We start from the raw sequence: 16,956 nt of genomic DNA on the forward strand, positions 1-16,956 counted from the left end.
CCCCCGCGCGCGCGCGGCCCCCCCCCCCCCCCCCCCCCCCCCCCCCCCGCCCCCCACCCCCCACCCCCCCCGGGGGGGGGGGGGGGGGCCCCCCCCCCCCCCCCCCGGAGCAGTCACAGTGGGCGCGGATAAGGGTTAAGAAACCGTTTCCGCCCACGGTCAAACCTTTGCCATCAAACAGAAATCCGGAAATGTCCACCGTGGACACCTGGCCCTAGATCCCCACCTCCAGCCGGTCCACCAGCGCTGCCAGCATCCCCCGGCACCGCTCCACCTGCTCGACCGAGACCCATTCGTCCGGCTTGTGCCCCTGCGCCATCGACCCCGGCCCGCAGATCACCGTCGGCACGCCAAGCCGCTGATCGAAGAGCCCGCCCTCGGTCCCGAAGGCCACCTTGATCGTCCCGTTCGCCCCGGTCAGGCCCTTCACGAACCGCACCACCTCGGCATCCGAGGGCGTCCCGAGGCCGGGGTAGTCCCAGAGCCGTTCCACCCGGATCGCCGCCTCCGGGAAATCCCCGCGCAACGGCGCAACGATGGCGTCGGCCTCCGCTTCCAGCCGACGGATCAGCCCCGCGACGTCCTCGCCAGCCAGCGAGCGGATCTCGAAATCCAGCACTGCATGGTTCGGCACGATGTTCACCTGCACGCCTCCAGACATCTTGCCCACGTGCAGCGTCGTGTAGGGAACGTCGTAATCGCCGTCCTTCAGCCCGCTCTCCGCCACCTCGGCCTGCAACCGCCGCACCGCGCCCAGGAAATCCGACGCCAGGTGCAGCGCGTTCAGCGCCAGCGGGGCCAGCGCCGAGTGCCCCTCGCGCCCCACGCAGGTCGCCCGCAGCGCGACCTTGCCCTTGTGCCCGGTCGCCACCTGCATGCCCGTGGGTTCGCCCACGATGCAGAAGCGCGGCTTGACCGGCACGGCGGCCAGAAGGTCGATCAGTGACCGCACCCCCATGCAGCCGATCTCCTCGTCGTAGGACAACGCAAGGTGCAGCGGGACCCTCAACGGGCGGCGCGCGGCCAACAGCATCGCCTCGACCGCACAGGCGACGAAGCCCTTCATGTCGGCGGCGCCCCGGCCGTAATAGCGTCCGTCGGCCTCGGTCAGGGCGAAGGGCGGCTTCGTCCAATGCTGCCCCTCGACCGGCACGACATCGGTGTGGCCAGAGAGCATGACGCCCCCCTGCCCCTCGGGTCCGGTCGAGGCGAAAAGGTTGGTCTTTCCGCCCCCGGCATCGGGAACCAGGGTCACCCGCAGCCCGGCGGCCTCCAACTGGTCCCGGACATATCCCATCAACGCCATGTTCGGCTTCGAGCTGACTGTGTCGAAGGCAAGCAGTCGGTCCAGGATATCGCGCATCGGTCACCTCTTTCGCTCCTGCTACCGCGAAACCGGCGGGGCGGGAAGCTTTCCGCACTTGTTCCCGACTGCCCGCTTTGCAAGACTCGCCGCATCCCGGAAGAAAGCCCCATGCGCCGCCCCATCCTGACCGCCGCCCTGCTGACCGCGCTGGCCCTGCCCGCCCGCGCCGAAACGCCGAACCTGTCCGCGAACCCTGTGGGAGAGCCGGGCGCCGCCGCGCAGCTCGTGCTCGCGCAGCGGACTTATCTGGCGGCGCTGAAGTCCGGCGACCCCGTGCTGCTTGTTACGGCGATCCGGCTCGCGCGAGAGGTGGTCTTGCGCCCGCCGACGGGCTGGACACGCACGACGGATGGAGAGTCGCCCGTGGCCGAAGGCCAGGACACGCTGTCCAATGACCCGGCGGGGGCAAGGGCCATTGCGATCGCACAGGGCCTGGCTGGAGACGACCCCGCGCTGCAGGACCTGGTCTACGACCTGGACGCGCAGGTGCCCCATGGCCGCCGCCCTGTCGCCATCACCGCTTCGGGCACGCTGGAGGGCGGACAGACAGACAGTTGGCGGATCATCCTTGCGGGCGAAACTCCGGCCGAGATCGGCGTTCTTTCCGAGGGTTCGCCGCTCAAACTTCAGGTCCGCGACGAGGCCGATACGGTGGTCTGCACCTTTCCGCCGACAACCGAGCCCGCCCTGTGCCGCTTCACTCCGGCCGCCAACGGGTTCTTCACTGTCGAAGTCACGAATGCGGGGCCTGGCACCGGCAGCTACCGGCTGGTCGGAAACTGATGCAAGTGACCGAATTTGTCATGGAAACCTGCCTTCTCAAAATGCGGGGGTGTGCGATGATGCCCGCATTCCGTCCCCTGGCAGGACGGCCAACTTGTAGAGGCTGAAATGACACTTAAAGGAATTTCCCTTGCCCTTGCCACCACCGCGCTGGTCGCCGTGGCTTTCCCTTCCCTCGCCCAGGACAAATCCGGCCCGAACGCCGGACCCGCCGCCGAAGGCGCTGCGCCCGGGGCAGCCTCGACCATGGCTTTGGCGCAAGAGCTTTACGCCGTGGGGACCGCTCAGGGCGACGCAGTGACTGTGCTCGCCGCGGCGAAACTTGCCGCTTCGGTGGAGGTGACGGCAGCCGAACCCGCGGCTCTGGACCCGGCCAAGGTGACGGTTGATCAGAACGCCTTCCGCAAGAAGGCCGCACCCGGCGCCCCGGCCGCCCCGGCGCCCATGATGAACGACGATCCTCGCCCGGCCGCCAAGGCCACCTTCTTCACCGCCGCGAACGAGGACGAAGGTGCCGCCGACGCCCCCGCAACTGCCGAGGTGATGTTCGCCAAGGCAAAGGAACTGGCGGCCGACGACGAAGCGGTGCTTGGCCTCATCGACGACGCGATGGCCGAAGGCTCGCGCGGGCGGATCGGCGGGTCGGTCGAGTGGCTCTCGCGCCTTCCCTCGGGCCAGACCGATGTCTGGGAGATCCCGTTCTACGGCAATTCCTATGCCGAAGTGGCGATCGTGGGCGACGGCGACGCGAACCTGGACGTGGCGGTGACCGACGAGAACGGCAATGTCATCTGCTATGACGTCAGCTGGTCGGACAAGCTCTACTGCGACTGGACCCCGGCTTGGGACGGCTACTTCTACGTCACCGTGCAGAACATGGGCGGATCGCGGAACAGCTACTACCTCCTGACCAACTGATCCGGTATTCCCGAATGTCAGGGACCGGCGGCACAGTGCTGCCGGCCTTTCATCGCGGGGGTCCCATGCGGGTGCTTTACGATCCGGAACCAAGGTCGACGGACGAGATCTTCTCGCCCGAAGAGCTTGCCACCTTTCGGTCCAGCCATCACGTCACCGAATGGCAGGGGGAGGATCGCACAGCCTTCTATGCACGCCATCTGCCCGAGACGGAGATCCTCGTGTCTCAGCAGCCCATGGGCGCGGACCGGCTTGCCCTGGCTCCCCGGCTTCGCGCGATCTTCAACGTCGAGACGAACTTCCTGCCCAATATCGACTACGAGGAATGCTTCCGGCGCGGCATCCATGTTCTGACACCCGCTGCCGTTTTCGCGGCGCCGGTGGCCGAGATGGCGCTTGGCATGGCGCTGTCGCTGGCGCGGAACATTCACGGCGAACACGCGGCCTTCCTCACGGGCGAGGAGAAATGGCTCTTCGAGGGGAACCGCCAGTCCGAACTCCTGGCTGGGTCGACGGTCGGGATCATCGGCTTCGGCGACCTGGGCCGTGCGCTTTACCGTCTTCTTGCGCCGTTCGGCTGTCGTGTGCAGGTCTTCGACCCTTGGCAGCCGAACGGCCACCTGCGCCGCCAGGGGGTAGAGCCGGTCGGCTTCGACGCCTTGATGTCCCAGAATCGGTTCATCTTTGTCATGGCCACGATCACGACTGACAACGCAGGAATGATCGACGCCCGCGCGCTTGGTCTGATGCAACCGGGGGCGATGCTGCTGCTCATGTCGCGCGCAGCGGCCGCGGACTTCGGTGCGCTGACCGCAGACGCGGCTTCTGGCCGGATTCGGGTGGCGACGGACGTTTTTCCGGTCGAACCGCTGCCCAAGGACGACCCGGTGAGGAAGGTACCGAACATGCTGTTCTCGCCACACCGCGCCGGCGCCCTGACTTGGGCCCTGCGCGAGATTGGGACCCGGGTTCTTGAGGATCTTGATCTGATCTCCCGCGGACTGCCGCCCATCGCATGCCGCAGGGCCGAGCGGGAAACGGTCGCCAGGATGCGCTCGATGCCGGTGTCGTCCCCAAACCCGTCGTGATCCGGTCCCCGGAAACGCCAAGGCCCCGCGTAGGGCGGGGCCTTATGGGATTTTGGTTGCGGGGACAGGACTTGAACCTGTGACCTTAGATCTACGCGGCCGAGAAGGCGCTTTAGGACACCAGGGAACAGATCAAGGCCGTGCGGCACGAGGCGCGGGCGGCCACGACCCTTGAAGAAGGGGCCGCGGACGTCGCGCCGTGTGGACGCGTCAGGGGGCGTGTTCGCCTTCCTTGTAGGCGCTGTCGGTGATCTGGCGCAGCAGGCCCGCGTAGTGCTTCAGCGTGCCGACATGCCCCCAATGGATCTCGTCGGGGTGGTTCTTGAAATGGTCGTCGCTGAGGGACTCCAGGCGCTCTAGCATCATGTCGATCTCGGCCTACCGCCCCTCGGGCAGGCGTTGACGCTTTCAGCGCAGGGCGGCCTCGATATTGCCGCCGTCAACCGTCATGACATGGCCGGTTGTCCGTTCAGCCCGCGCCAGCATAACGAAGGCGTCGGCGACGTGGCGGGCCTCGACCTCGGCCTGCAACAGATTGCCGGCCATGTAGGTCGCTTCGTCCACCCCCCGGGCGGCCGAGCGCGCGGCGATCATGTCGGGGGAAAGCAGGCCCGAGCGGATGCGGTCGGCGTTGATGCCGTTGACCCGGATGCCCTCGGCCCCCAGTTCCAGCGCCAGCTGACGCAGCAGGAAGAAGGTCGTGGCCTTGGGCAGGCCATAGGCGGCAAAGCCCTTGCCCGGGTTGACCGCCTGTTTCGAGACGTTGAACAGGATCTGCCCCGGCTCTGCCCCCCGTGCCCCCCGCCCGGCCTGCTGCGCCCGGAAGTGGGCGATGGCGGCCTGCGAGAACGCGAGATGGGCAAAGAAGTTCAGCTCGAAGCTGTCGCGCAGGGTGCGGTCGTCCAGCGTGGAGATCTCGCCGGTGACGGCGGCGCCGGCGTTGGACAAGAGGATGTCGATCCCACCGAAGCGCGCGGCGCATTCGGCCACGGCCGCGGCAGCGGCGCCCGGCCGGGTGATGTCGCAGCCATACCCGCCATGGTCCCCGCCCAGCGCGGCGATCGCGGCCTCCAGCGCCTCGCCGGGGCGGTCCACCAGGAAGAGCGTCGCCCCCTGCGCGGCGAAGGCGCGGGCCGAGGCGAGACCGATGGCCCCTGCCCCGCCCGTCACCAGAACGACGCGCCCCTGAAGCGCCGGGGCCTTGCCGCTGCCGAGCTTGGCCTGCTCCAGCGACCAGTATTCCATGTCGAAGAGATCTTTCGCACCGATGGGACGGAAAGTACCCACCCTTTCGGCATCCGCCCGGACGCGGGCCGACTGGCAGCCGATGTCGGCGGCGATGCGAGCGGCGGCAGCGGTACTTCCGACCCCGACGATCCCCAACCCCTCCAGCCAGACCAGCCCCGGCACAGGGGAGAGGATCTTCTTGGGCTCGGCCGCATTTGGGGCATGCGTGTCGAAATAGGCGCGGTAGCGGTCGGCATAGGCCTGCACAGCGGTGCGCATCGCCTCGGCCCCCTGGTCGGCCGCGCGCAGGACCAGCGGTTCGGCCTTGGTGCGGATCACATGGTCGGGCGTGGCGACACCGCGCGTCGCCAGGTCCTCCAGGTCGGGGCGGGCGCAGAAGCTGCGCTCGGCCTCGCCGTTCCGCAAATCGAGAACCGGCAGATGCGCTGTATCCGGCAGGACCGAGGCCAGCGCGCCGCGCAGGGTGGACAGGACCGGGGCGACTTCGGCCACCGGCAGGGCGGCGGCTGGAATGAGGGGCGTTGGGCGGCGGTCGGCGAGCCAGGCCTCTACCAGATTCGAATGGGCGACAATCCGATCATAGCTGGATTTCGCGTCCGGTCCCCAGGCGAAATGGCCGTGGTTCACCAGCAGAAGCCCCTCGGCGTCCGGGTTGCGATCGAAGGCGTCGGCGGCCACTTTGGCCAGTTCAAAGCCCGGCATCACATAGGGCACCAGCGTCAGGCGGTCCCCGAAGAGTTCACGCGTGGCGGCCGCGACCTCGGGCAGGTTGGCCAGCACCAGGAAGGCGGTCGCATGGGTATGGTCGACATACTTGTGCGGGATCCAAGCGTGCAGCAGCGTCTCGACCGACGGGTTCGGGGCAGAGGGGTCCAGCAGGTTCAGTCGCTGAACATTCACCATCGCCTCGTCCGACAGCGCGGGCAGACTGCGCAGGCGCATCAGGGGCGCCAGGCGCACCGCTGGCAGGCCCTTTGCCTCGATCGTTTCAAGGTCCCAGCCCGAGCCCTTGATGTGCAGAACCTCGACCTCTTCGCCGAAGACATCGACGGCCGTGGACTTCAGCGAGGTATTTCCCCCGCCATGCATCACCAGGTCCGGGTCCCGCCCGATGAGTCGCGAGGTCAGCACCCGCAGCGCCAATTCCCTTGCCCGGGCATCGGCGCCCGCCGCGGCGACGAACGCCTGAGCTTCGGCATCGGTCCAGCGATTGGCGATCATCGGTTTCTCCTGCTAGGCTTGACGGCGAGCTTGTGACGCTTGGATTTTCTACTTTTGTCAATTATCATTGTCAAAGGTCAAATGCATGGGGCGCGGATGGGCGGAGTGACACGGCGGCGCAATCTGGCGCAGGTCAGCGGCGAGAATGCCGTGATCCAAGTGGCGTGGATGTATTATCAGGACGGCCGCAACCAGCAGGAGATCGCCGAGGCCCTTGGCATCTCGCGCGCGACGGTGGTGAACTATCTGCAAGAGGCGCGGGAGAAGGGGTTGATCCGCATCACGCTGGCCGCGCCCGCCTTTACCACCCATCGGCTTGCGGTCGAGCTGACCAACCGTTTTGGCCTGCGGGGGGCCTATGTCATTCCAGACGAGGGGGCCGGGGTCGAGGGAGCCTTGCTGCGGGTGGTGCGCGGTGCGGCGAACTGGCTGCCCGACCTGATCCAACCGGGGGATCGCCTTGGGGTGGCCTGGGGCCGGACGGTCTATGAGCTGGCCGAGATGGTGGAACCCATGCAGATCGAGGACCTCGAAGTCCTGCAGCTGGTCGGGTCGATGGCGACACCCTACGGCTTTACCGCCGAAGCCTGCTCGACCCGGCTTGCGCAGCGGCTTGGGGCAAGGTGCCTTAACTTGCATGCCCCGGCCATCCTAAGCCGGGCGGCGCTGGCGGACGAGCTGCGCGACGAGCCGATTCTGAAGGCGCAGCTGGACCGGCTGGAGACGGTGAACAAGCTCTTGTTCTCGGTCGGGACCGCCACGTCGGACAGCCATATCGTCCTGAGCGGTCTGGCCACGCGCGAGGATCTGGACTGGTATGTCCAGCGCGGCGCGGTCGGCGTGATCTGCGGCCGCTTCATCGACGCCGAGGGCCACCAGCTGCCCGGCCCGATGGAGGACCGGATGATCGGCCTGCCGCTGCCGCGTCTTGTCGGGCTTGAGATGGGCATCCTTGTCACCCCGGGGCTGGACAAGGTCACGGCCACGCTGGCGGCGATCCGGGGCGGCTATGTCACGCACCTAGTCACCGGCACGATCGTGGCCGAGGCCTTGCTGGCCGCCCCCTAGCCGTGGGCGGCGGCCTTCAGGTCGGCGAACATCGCCGCCATGCCTTGCCCGGTCGCGGGGCAAAGCCCGCGCTCGGTCAGAAGGCCAGTCACGAGTTCGGCGGGTGTCACGTCGAAGGCGGGGTTCCGCGCGCCGGTCCCGTCGGGCGAGATCTGGACGGTGACGATCCCGCCATCCGCGCCGCGGCCCTGGACCATTGTCACTTCGGTCCCGCTGCGTTCCTCGATGGGGATTTCCTTCACGCCGTCCAGCACCCGCCAGTCGATGGTGGGCGACGGGAGGGCCACGTAGAACGGCACGTTGTTCGCCTTTGCCGCCAGCGCCTTGAGGTAGGTGCCGATCTTGTTGCACACGTCGCCGCGCGCGGTGGTCCGGTCGGTTCCGACGATGACCATGTCGACCTCGCCATGCTGCATCAGGTGGCCGCCGGCATTGTCCACGATCAGGTCGTGGCTGATGCCGTGGCTGTTCAGCTCCCACGCGGTCAGCTGGGCGCCCTGGTTGCGGGGGCGGGTTTCGTCGACGAAGACATGGACCGGGATGCCAGCGGCATCAGCGTGATAGATCGGGCTCGTTGCGGTGCCCCAGTCCACGGTGGCAAGCCAGCCCGCGTTGCAATGGGTCAGGATGTTGACCGGCTTGCCGGGCTTGCGGGCGGCGATCTGGCGGATGATCTCCAGCCCGTGCAGGCCGATTTGGCGGTTTATCTCGACATCATCGTCGCAGATCTCCGCAGCGCGGGCGGCGGCGGCGGCGGCGCGGGCTTGGGGTGGCAGGGGCGCCAGCACCCGGCGCATCTCGTCCAGCGCCCAGCGCAGGTTGATTGCGGTGGGCCGCGTTTCGTGCAGGATCTCCCAGGTCTCGGCCAGCGAGGCGTCCGAGGGGTCCTCGGCCATCTGCACCGCCACGCCCCAGGCGGCGGTCGCCCCGATCAAGGGCGCGCCGCGCACCCACATGTCGCGGATCGCGGTGGCGAATTCGGCCCGGCTCCGCAGCGGGACCACGCGCAACTCGTGCGGAAGCCAGCGCTGGTCGATCACCTGCACAACGCCCTCGGCATTCTGCCAGATCGTGCGATAGGGGGTTCCGTTGATCTTCACAGGTGATCCTCCTTGTCCATCCGCCGGGCCATGGCCGTGACCGTGCCGATCCCCGGCATCGACCCCGCGCCCAGCATCAGCTGCCGTCCCATCGCCAGCGCCCGCGCCTCGCAGGCGGCACGACGGCGCTCATCCTCGATCCGTTCGAAATCGGCGTTATGCGCCAGGCCCAGGATGCGGCGGTGCATCTCGACCCCGCAGAAGCCCAGCATATCGACCCAGATCCTGCCAAGCACATCGGCCAGCGCCTGCTCGGCCGCCAAGGCGTGCCCCTGATCCTCATAGAGGCTGGCCTGATACAGGATGCCGCGCCGTTCGGTCCGCCACAACTGGCTGAACTCGGCCACAAAGACCTGCCAGATCGTCTCGACCACCGACAGCAGCCAGTCCTGATGCGCGGCGCGGTCCCCCTTCGCGGCCTCGTGCCCAGGCTGGCTGAAATGCGCCATCAGGAAGTTGGCAAGCAGCATTCCCACGTCAAAGCCCATCGGCCCATAGGTGGCAAACTCCGGGTCGATCACCTTCGCCTCGGTATCCGTCACCATGATTGACCCGGTGTGCAGGTCGCCATGCAGCATCGTCTCTGCCCGGCTGGTGAAGGCCAGTTTCAGATGCTGCGCCGCGACCTTCAGCGACAGGTCCGCGCGCAGTCGCGCCACGATCCCCTCCAGCCCCGGCGTGTGCCGGTTCATCGGCGCGTCGAAATAGGGGTCCGAGAACACCAGGTTCTCGGTGATGTCGCACAACTCCACATTCCCGGCGAAAAGCGCGAGGTCCGCCTTCTTCGCCGCCGCCGTCATCGACAGGTCGGACCCCCGGAACAGGGTGCGCGCGCAGAACTCGCCAAGACGCTGGCCCAGGCCTTCCACCCGCCGCCCCGCGATCAGCGCCTGGCGCAGGATCACATGCGGGGTCAGATACTCCATCACCACGATGGCCTGCGCCTCGTCGAAATGCCAGACGGCGGGGACCGAGCCGGGATCCCGAGCCTCTTGCCGGATAAGCGCATTGTATTCGAAGAACGACCGCTTCAGCGGCAGGGGCCAGCTTTCGCCGACCAGCCGCACATAGGGCAGCGCCTGCTTGACCACCGCCTGCCCCGCAGAACCAGCGACGATGAAGACCAGGTTCAGGTTGCCATCCCCGACTTCGCGCACCTGCCAGCTGTCAGACGGACCCACACGCTCGCGCAGCACCGAAAGCACCCCAAGGCGGCCCGGAAGACTGTCTGGCGTCAGCGCGACATAGCCTTGCGCGGTCATGCGGTTTCCCTCCCCTTCCGTCTCCTCGTGCCGCAGGATTTCCAAAAATACGGCATATGTCAAACACTATTGACAAATGATGAAGCGGCGATAGCGTGAGGATCGGGAGCGAGGAGAGGAATGACACCGCAGGCCATCACCATTCGCGGGCTGACCAAGGCTTTTGGCCGCAATGCGGTGCTGCGCGGGGTGGACCTGGACCTGCCGGCCGGTCAGGTCACGGTGCTGATGGGCGCCAATGGCGCGGGCAAGTCCACGCTGGTGAAGGTGCTGTGCGGCGTCCATGCCGCCGACGCGGGCGAAGTGCGGCTGGACGGCCAGCCCTTCGCGCCCGCCGGTCCCGCCGCCGCGCTGCGGTCGGGCGTGGTGACGGTGCACCAGAACATCAACGACGGCGTGGTGCCGGATCTGGACGTGGCCTCGAACCTGCTGCTTGACACCTTGGCCGAGGGCGGAGGGCTGCTCCTGAACCGCCGCCGGATGCGCGAGGATGCCCGGCGCATCGCTGCCGCCGTGGGGCTGGAGATCGACGTGACCCGCCCTGTCGCGGGGCTGGCGCTGGCCGACCGTCAGCTAGTCTCGATCGCCCGCGCCATGGCACACCGGCCGCGCCTTCTGATCCTGGACGAGCCGACCTCGTCGCTTTCTCTGGCCGAGGCGCAGCGGCTGTTCGCGCTGATCGACCGGCTGCGGGCCGAGGGGGTAGCGATCCTCTATATCTCGCACCGCATGTCGGACATCCGCCGGCTGGCCGACCGGATCGTGTCGATGCGCGACGGCCAGGTCTCGGGCCTGTTCGAGGGGCCGGCGCTGGACTATTCCGGCGCGGTGCGGGCGATGCTGGGGCATGAGATCACCGAGGTAGACATCGCGATCCCGCCACCCGGCCCGGCGATGCTTGAGGCGCGCGGGTTGCGGCTGAAGCCCGAGGCGCGGCCCTTCGACCTGGTGCTGCACCGCAACGAGGTGGTGGCGATCACCGGGCTGGTGGGATCCGGCAAGTCGGCGCTGGCGGCCGCGCTGTTCGGGCTGGAGGCACCCGTGGCGGGCGAAGTGCGGCTGGACGGTCAGCCCTACCGCCCCGCCAATCCGGGGCAAGCGGTTGCGGCTGGGGTGTTCCTGGCCGCGAAGGACCGGCTGATCAACGCGGTCATTCCCGGCTTCGACATCCAGCAGAACCTGACCCTGCCCTTCACCGCCCGCCACTCTGGGCCTCTGTCGCTGATCCGTCGCGCTGCGGAACGGGCGGCGGCCGAGCGCGCCATCGCCGCGATGGGCGTCGTCTGCCAGGGCCCGCGCGACGGCATCCTCACGCTCTCGGGCGGCAACCAGCAAAAGGTCGTCGTCGGCCGCTGGATGGCCGAGTCCAGCCGCCTGCTGATCCTGGACGAGCCGTTCCAGGGCGTCGACATCCAGGCCCGCCGCGACATCGGCCGCCGCATCCGCGCCAGCGCCGACAGCCGCGCGACCCTGGTCCTTTGCGCCGAGATCGACGAGGCGCTGGAAGTCGCCGACCGCATCCTGGTGATGAGCGAGCATAGCGTGGTCGGTGACCACCGGAACGAACAGATCGACCTTGCGCTTCTGATGGCCCAGGTCTCCGGCACCGCCGAGCAGACGAAGGAACCGGCATGAAATCCCTCTCTCCGACCGAGCTTGCGATCCGCTACGGTTTCCTGATCCTGATGGCCGGTCTGATCATCGTCTTTTCGGTGCTGAAACCGGCCTTCCTGTCGCCGCAAAGCGCGGTGTTCATCCTGCAATCGGTGGCGATCACCGGGATCCTGGCGCTTGGCGTGACGGCCACCCTGGTGGTGGACGGCTTCGACCTCTCCATCGGCGCGGTGGCGACCTCGGCCATGATGCTGTCGGCCTATGTCATGGTGATCTGGGAGATGGGCGCGGTGACGGCCGTGGTCCTGTGCCTTGCGATGGGGGCGGCGGTGGGGCTGGTGAACGGGCTTCTGATCGTGAAGATGCGCGTTCCCGACCTTCTGGCCACGCTGGGGATGATGTTCCTTCTGGTCGGGCTGCAACGCATCCCGACCGAGGGCAACTCGATTTCAACTGGCATGGTGCTCTCTGACGGGCGCACCGCCGAGGGCACCTTCGCGGCCGAGTTCCTGATGCTGGGCCGCCACCGCATCGACTTCATCCTGCCCGACCTCGTGCCGCTGTCGGTCGTGGTTCTGGTGGTGATCGCCGTCCTGACCTGGGTCTTCCTGGAGCTGACGCGGCACGGCCGGGTCATGTATGCCATCGGGTCGAACGCGCAGGCGGCCGGGCTGGCCGGTATCAACGTCGCGCGCTACCGCGTGCTGGCCTATGTCATCTCTGGCGTAATGGCGTCGATTGGCGGCATCCTGCTGGCGGCGCGGCTGGGGCGGGGAGATGTGGCCTCGGGGAACAACCTCCTGCTCGACTCGGTCGCGGCGGCGCTGATCGGCTTTGCCGTCCTTGGCGCGGCGAAGCCCAATGCCTTTGGCACCGCCATCGGCGCGCTCTTCGTCGGCATCCTGCTGCAAGGCCTGACCATGCTGAACGCGCCTTACTACACCCAAGATTTTATCAAGGGCGCCGTCCTGGTCGTGGCGCTGGTCTTCACCTTTGCCCTGTCCGGCCGTGTCGGCCGGGTGCGGCGCTAAGCCTTCCGGCAAGGCCTGCCGTCAGAAGCGGCCCGCCGGACCCTGAAACCACCGGAGAAATGGGAGGAACCAATGATCTCCAGACGGACTTTCGCAGCCCTTGTGACCAGCGTTGCGCTGGCCCCCACAGTGACCCTGGCGCAGGACGCGCCCGCCCCCTTTGACAAGCCCGGCGAGGTGAACATCGCTCTTGTCCGCTATCTGTCGACCGGCGACTTTTTCCAGGCCTATCTCTCGGGCGTGGAAAAGCAGGCCGCCGCCCTGGGCGTGAACCTGCAGGTCTTCGACAGCCGCCAGGACGCGGCGCTGCAGGCCGACATGGTGGACCAGGCCATCGCGCTGGGTGTGGACGGCATCATCATCCAGCACGGCCTGACCGAGTCGATGAAGGAAGCTGCCCAGCGCGCGGTTGATGCCGGGATCAAGGTCGTGGCCTTCGACGTGAACGTCGAAAACCCGGCCATCCCGCAGATCGAACAATCCGACCGCGACCTTGCCCGCCTGGCGCTGGAAGCGGCGATTGCCGACAACGGCACCGAATGGGTCGCGGGCTATGTCTATGTCCCCGGCATCGCGCCGCTCGACCGCCGCGACGAGACCTGGAAAGAGGTCAAGGCCGCCAACCCCGGCATCAACGAAGTCGCCATGTTCGGCACGCTGGACAACCCGATCGCGAACTCGGTCGCCAACCAGGCGCGCTCGGTCCTGTCGGCCAATCCGAACATCCAGGTCATGTTCGCGCCTTACGACGAATTCGCCAAGGGCGTGAAGATCGCCGTGGACGAGGCGGGGATGTCGGGCCAGGTCTCGATCTACTCGGCCGACATCTCGACCGCCGACATCCAGCTGATGCGCGAGGCCGGCTCCTCCTGGAAGGCCACCGCAGCCACCAACCCGGCCGTGGTGGGCGAAGTCTCGGTCCGCGCGCTGGCGCTCTTGCTGGCGGGCGAGGATCCGGGCGCGAGCGTCATCGTGCCGCCGACGCTGATCACCCAGGCGATGTTGAACGAGCTGGACATCAAGAACATGGAAGAACTTGGCGCCAAGCTGCCGGCCTTCGCCCATGCCGATGTGGCCACGGCCCCCTGGATCGCCCTGCCGCCGCGCTGATGCCATCCGGGGCGGGCCACCACAGGCCCGCCCCCACCGCCCAGGAGACGCCCCTTGCGCAACGAAAAGACGACCGAGGAAGTCGCCCGCGGCATCCGCGCCCGGGTCTTCGAACACACGATCCGCAACAACGGGGGCTACTTGAGCCAGGCCTGTTCCGCCGCCGAGCAACTGGCGTTTCTCTATAACGAGGCGCTGAACCTCGGCCCCTCGACCATGCCGATGGTACCGCCGCCCTTCGGGGGCGTGCCCTCGGCCGCGAACACCGGCTACGTCACCGGCGCGGGCTACAACGGTCCGTTCGACGCCGTCCACGACCGCCTCTTCATCGCCCCCGCCCATTACGCGCTGGTCGCTTACGCCTGCCTGATCGAGGTCGGGCGGATGGCGCCCGAGGGGCTGGAGATGTTCAACAAGGACGGATCCTCGGTCGAGATGATCGGCGCCGAACATTCGCCGGGGATGGAGGTCCACAACGGCACCCTCGGCATCGGCCTTTCCACCGCCGCGGGCCTGGCCTTTGGGCGCAAGCGGCTGGGCCATACCGGCCGGGTCTGCGTCTTCATGTCCGACGGCGAGGTGCAGGAAGGCCAGACCTGGGAGGCCGTCCAGTCCGCCGCGCATCACGGGATCGACAACCTCTGGGCCATCATGGACGTGAACCGCCAGCAATGCGACGGCGCGATGGACGATGTCATGACCGTGGGCGACATCGCCACCAAGTTCCGCGATTTCGGCGCGGTCGTGGCGGAATGCGACGCCCATGACCTTGCTGCGATGCGCGCCGCCGCCGCCACCCCGCACCCCGGCCGGCCGCTTATCGTGCTGGCCCATTCCCGCCCCACGCAGGGCATGGAAAGCCTGATGAGCCGCTTCCCGCGCCTGCACTACGTCCGCTTCAAGTCCGAAGAGGAACGCGCCCGCATGAACCAGGACATCGCCTCGGAACTTGGCGTTTCCCCCGTCGCGCTGGAGGCCCACTGACATGGAGATGGTCAACCGCCCTTACGCCGCCGCCTTCGAGGCCTATGCCGTGCAGCACCCCGAGGTCCTCTGCCTGTCGGCCGACCTGACCTCCAGCTGCGAGATTGACGGGTTCCGCGACCGCCATCCGGACCAGTTCCTGTCGCTGGGGATGGCGGAGCAGAACATGCTGTCCTTCGCAGGCGGCCTTGGGCTGGCGGGGTTCCGGCCCTTCCTGCATTCCTTTGGCGTGTTCCTCTACCGCCGCCCCTATGACCAGCTGATGGCGTCGATCGCCTATCCGCGCCGCAAGGTCCGGCTGATGGGTTTCCTGCCCGGCGTCACCACCCCCGGCGGGATGACGCATCAGGCGATCGAGGACATCTCGGTCATGCGGACGATCCCGAACATGACGGTGCTGGAAGCAGGTGACGCGACCGAGGTCGAAAGCATCGTGGCCGAGGCCGATACCGTGGACGGCCCGGTCTACTGCCGAATCCTGCGCGGGTCCGTCCCACGGCTGTTCAGCGAACCGCTGAAGGTCGGCCGGATGCGGGTCCTCTCCGAAGGCGATGACGTGCTGGTAGTCACCGCCGGGATCACCACCGAAGAGGCGATCCGCGCCCGCGGCGCGCTGGCCCGCGCCGGAGTCTCGGTGCGGCATCTGCACCTCAACACCCTGAAACCTTTCGACGCCGCGCAGATCGTGGATCATGCGGCATCCGTGCGCCACGGCGTCATCACGCTGGAGAACCACCTTGTCGCGGGCGGCATCGGCTCGATGGTGGCCGAGGCGCTGGCTGAAGCGGGCCTGCCCCGCCGTCTGGTCCGGCTGGGGCTGCAGGATACCTACGCCCACGGCGGCTCGCGCCCCTATCTGATGACGCATTACGAGATGGACGCGCTGTCGCTGGTCCGCGCGGTGGAACGGCTGACCGGACAGACGACCGGCATCGACGAGGCCGCGCTTGGAGCGGTGCGGATCGACGCGGTCCATTCGCTGGTCAAGGCCGAGGCGCTGTAATGGCCCGATTTACCGTCACCTACCGCCTGCGGGCCACCTCGCGGGACGAGGCCATGGCCCGCGCCGAAGGGATCGCGCTGGAGCAGACCGTGGAAATCCCGCGCGACGTGGTGCCGGCGGGCTATGTTCAGGATGAAATCCTGGGCCGTGTCGAGGAGCTGGGCCAGCGGACCGAGGGGATCTGGCAGGCGGTGGTAAGCTATTCCCCCGACAGCGCGGGGGAGGAATTCACCCAGTTCCTGAACGTGGTATTCGGCAATTCTTCGATCCAACAGGGCATCCGCGTCACCGGCATCGACCTCGGGGCCACGATGGCCGCCCGCTTCCCCGGCCCCCGCTTCGGGATCACCGGCATCCGCGCGCTGTGCGGCCGGGAAACCGGCGGGATGATCGCCCCGGTGCTAAAGCCGATGGGTCTGCAACCCGCCGACTTCGCCCGCCTTGCCGCCGGCTGCGTGCGGGGCGGCGCAGACATCGTGAAGGAAGACCACGGCCTGGCCGGCCAGCCCACCGCCACCTTCCGCGCGCGGGTTGAAGCCGTCTGCGCTGCGATGGCCAAGGCACGGGCCGAGACCGGGCGGCGGACGCTCTACTTCCCCAACCTCTCGGGGCGCGCGGAAGAGATCGAGGGCAACCTCCGTTTCCTCAAGGACGCGGGCGCCGATGGCGTGCTGGTCATGCCGGGCCTCTTCGGCTTTGGCCTGGTGCACCGCATCGCCCGCGATGCCAGTCTGAACCTGCCGGTGATGACTCATCCGTCGTTCCTTGGCCCTTATGTGCTGGCCCCCGATACCGGGATCGACCATGGCGTCATGTTCGGCACGATCCAGCGGCTGGCGGGGTCCGACATCTCGGTCTTCCCCAATGTCGGTGGACGCTTCGGTTTTACTGCGGCCGAATGCTTGCAGATCGCCGGGGCCTGTCGCGCCCCCGATGGTCCGGGCCGGCCGATGCTGCCCAGCCCTGGCGGCGGGATGAGCGTGGCGCGCGCCGCCGAGATGCAGGAGATGTATGGCGGCGACGTGGTCTATCTTCTGGGCGGCAGTCTCCTCAAGGACCCCGCCCGGATCAATGAAGCCGTGGCCGCCATGCGCCACGCGCTGTCCAAGACGGGCTGACTTGCCATCGGTCCGGCCCTCCATCACTCTCGCACGGCAAGG

Annotated in this window: 15 protein-coding genes; 10 read left to right on the top strand and 5 right to left on the bottom strand. The window is 67.8% G+C overall.

The features are described from left to right. Window positions 1-214: 214 nt before the first annotated feature. Window positions 215-1,363: an acetylornithine deacetylase gene (gene argE, locus ACE3Q6_RS20685; RefSeq protein ID WP_374436632.1), complete on the bottom strand. Its 1,149-nt coding sequence runs from the start codon at window positions 1,361-1,363 to the stop codon at window positions 215-217. A 111-nt stretch (window positions 1,364-1,474) separates the two neighbouring features. On the opposite strand from argE, the gene ACE3Q6_RS20690 reads away from it, so the two are divergent. The 3 genes from ACE3Q6_RS20690 to ACE3Q6_RS20700 all read left to right on the top strand — a co-directional run bounded on the left by ACE3Q6_RS20690 (window position 1,475) and on the right by ACE3Q6_RS20700 (window position 4,155). Then, a complete protein-coding gene (locus ACE3Q6_RS20690; RefSeq protein WP_374436635.1) occupies window positions 1,475-2,149 on the top strand; it encodes a hypothetical protein in 675 nt (224 codons plus the stop codon). Between the two features lie 108 nt (window positions 2,150-2,257). Further along, a complete protein-coding gene (locus tag ACE3Q6_RS20695) occupies window positions 2,258-3,067 on the top strand; it encodes a hypothetical protein (RefSeq protein ID WP_374436638.1) in 810 nt (269 codons plus the stop codon). Between the two features lie 65 nt (window positions 3,068-3,132). After that, window positions 3,133-4,155 carry an NAD(P)-dependent oxidoreductase gene (locus ACE3Q6_RS20700; protein WP_374436640.1) on the top strand — a complete coding sequence of 341 codons (1,023 nt, stop codon included), beginning with the start codon at window positions 3,133-3,135 and terminating at the stop codon, window positions 4,153-4,155. 210 nt (window positions 4,156-4,365) lie between these two features. Here the strand turns inward: ACE3Q6_RS20700 and ACE3Q6_RS20705 are convergent, their stop codons facing one another. Next, on the bottom strand, window positions 4,366-4,521 hold the full coding sequence (locus tag ACE3Q6_RS20705) for a hypothetical protein (RefSeq protein WP_374436642.1): 156 nt from the start codon (window positions 4,519-4,521) through the stop codon (window positions 4,366-4,368). Window positions 4,522-4,563: 42 nt separating this feature from the next. After that, complete coding sequence (locus tag ACE3Q6_RS20710; RefSeq protein WP_374436644.1) at window positions 4,564-6,624, bottom strand: bifunctional aldolase/short-chain dehydrogenase; 2,061 nt, start codon at window positions 6,622-6,624, stop codon at window positions 4,564-4,566. Between the two features lie 96 nt (window positions 6,625-6,720). Between ACE3Q6_RS20710 and ACE3Q6_RS20715 the strand changes: the two genes are divergently transcribed. Continuing rightward, a complete protein-coding gene (locus ACE3Q6_RS20715; protein ID WP_374436646.1) occupies window positions 6,721-7,692 on the top strand; it encodes a sugar-binding transcriptional regulator in 972 nt (323 codons plus the stop codon). Here the strand turns inward: ACE3Q6_RS20715 and mtnA are convergent. Next, on the bottom strand, window positions 7,689-8,792 hold the full coding sequence (gene mtnA / locus ACE3Q6_RS20720) for an S-methyl-5-thioribose-1-phosphate isomerase (protein ID WP_374436648.1): 1,104 nt from the start codon (window positions 8,790-8,792) through the stop codon (window positions 7,689-7,691). The genes ACE3Q6_RS20715 and mtnA overlap by 4 nt on opposite strands. After that, on the bottom strand, window positions 8,789-10,054 hold the full coding sequence (mtnK, locus tag ACE3Q6_RS20725) for an S-methyl-5-thioribose kinase (protein WP_374436650.1): 1,266 nt from the start codon (window positions 10,052-10,054) through the stop codon (window positions 8,789-8,791). Before mtnK ends, mtnA begins: the two co-directional genes overlap by 4 nt. A gap of 120 nt (window positions 10,055-10,174) precedes the next feature. Here mtnK and ACE3Q6_RS20730 point away from each other — a divergent pair, with 120 nt between their 5' ends. The 6 genes from ACE3Q6_RS20730 to ACE3Q6_RS20755 all read left to right on the top strand — a co-directional run bounded on the left by ACE3Q6_RS20730 (window position 10,175) and on the right by ACE3Q6_RS20755 (window position 16,914). Then, entirely contained in the window at window positions 10,175-11,689 is a 1,515-nt protein-coding gene (locus ACE3Q6_RS20730; RefSeq protein WP_374436652.1) for a sugar ABC transporter ATP-binding protein, read from the top strand. Beyond that, complete coding sequence (locus ACE3Q6_RS20735; RefSeq protein WP_374436654.1) at window positions 11,686-12,699, top strand: ABC transporter permease; 1,014 nt, start codon at window positions 11,686-11,688, stop codon at window positions 12,697-12,699. The genes ACE3Q6_RS20730 and ACE3Q6_RS20735 overlap by 4 nt, the downstream gene beginning before the upstream one ends. 72 nt (window positions 12,700-12,771) lie before the next feature. Next, complete coding sequence (locus ACE3Q6_RS20740; RefSeq protein ID WP_374436656.1) at window positions 12,772-13,809, top strand: substrate-binding domain-containing protein; 1,038 nt, start codon at window positions 12,772-12,774, stop codon at window positions 13,807-13,809. A gap of 54 nt (window positions 13,810-13,863) precedes the next feature. Continuing rightward, window positions 13,864-14,793, top strand: coding sequence for a transketolase (locus ACE3Q6_RS20745; protein ID WP_374436658.1), 930 nt, complete (start codon window positions 13,864-13,866; stop codon window positions 14,791-14,793). Window position 14,794: 1 nt separating this feature from the next. After that, window positions 14,795-15,796 carry a transketolase family protein gene (locus tag ACE3Q6_RS20750; RefSeq protein ID WP_374436660.1) on the top strand — a complete coding sequence of 334 codons (1,002 nt, stop codon included), beginning with the start codon at window positions 14,795-14,797 and terminating at the stop codon, window positions 15,794-15,796. After that, window positions 15,796-16,914 carry a RuBisCO large subunit C-terminal-like domain-containing protein gene (locus ACE3Q6_RS20755; RefSeq protein WP_374436662.1) on the top strand — a complete coding sequence of 373 codons (1,119 nt, stop codon included), beginning with the start codon at window positions 15,796-15,798 and terminating at the stop codon, window positions 16,912-16,914. The genes ACE3Q6_RS20750 and ACE3Q6_RS20755 overlap by 1 nt, the downstream gene beginning before the upstream one ends. Window positions 16,915-16,956: the final 42 nt, after the last annotated feature.

It is taken from the genome of Tabrizicola sp. (genome assembly GCF_041913445.1).
Lineage (GTDB): Bacteria > Pseudomonadota > Alphaproteobacteria > Rhodobacterales > Rhodobacteraceae > Tabrizicola.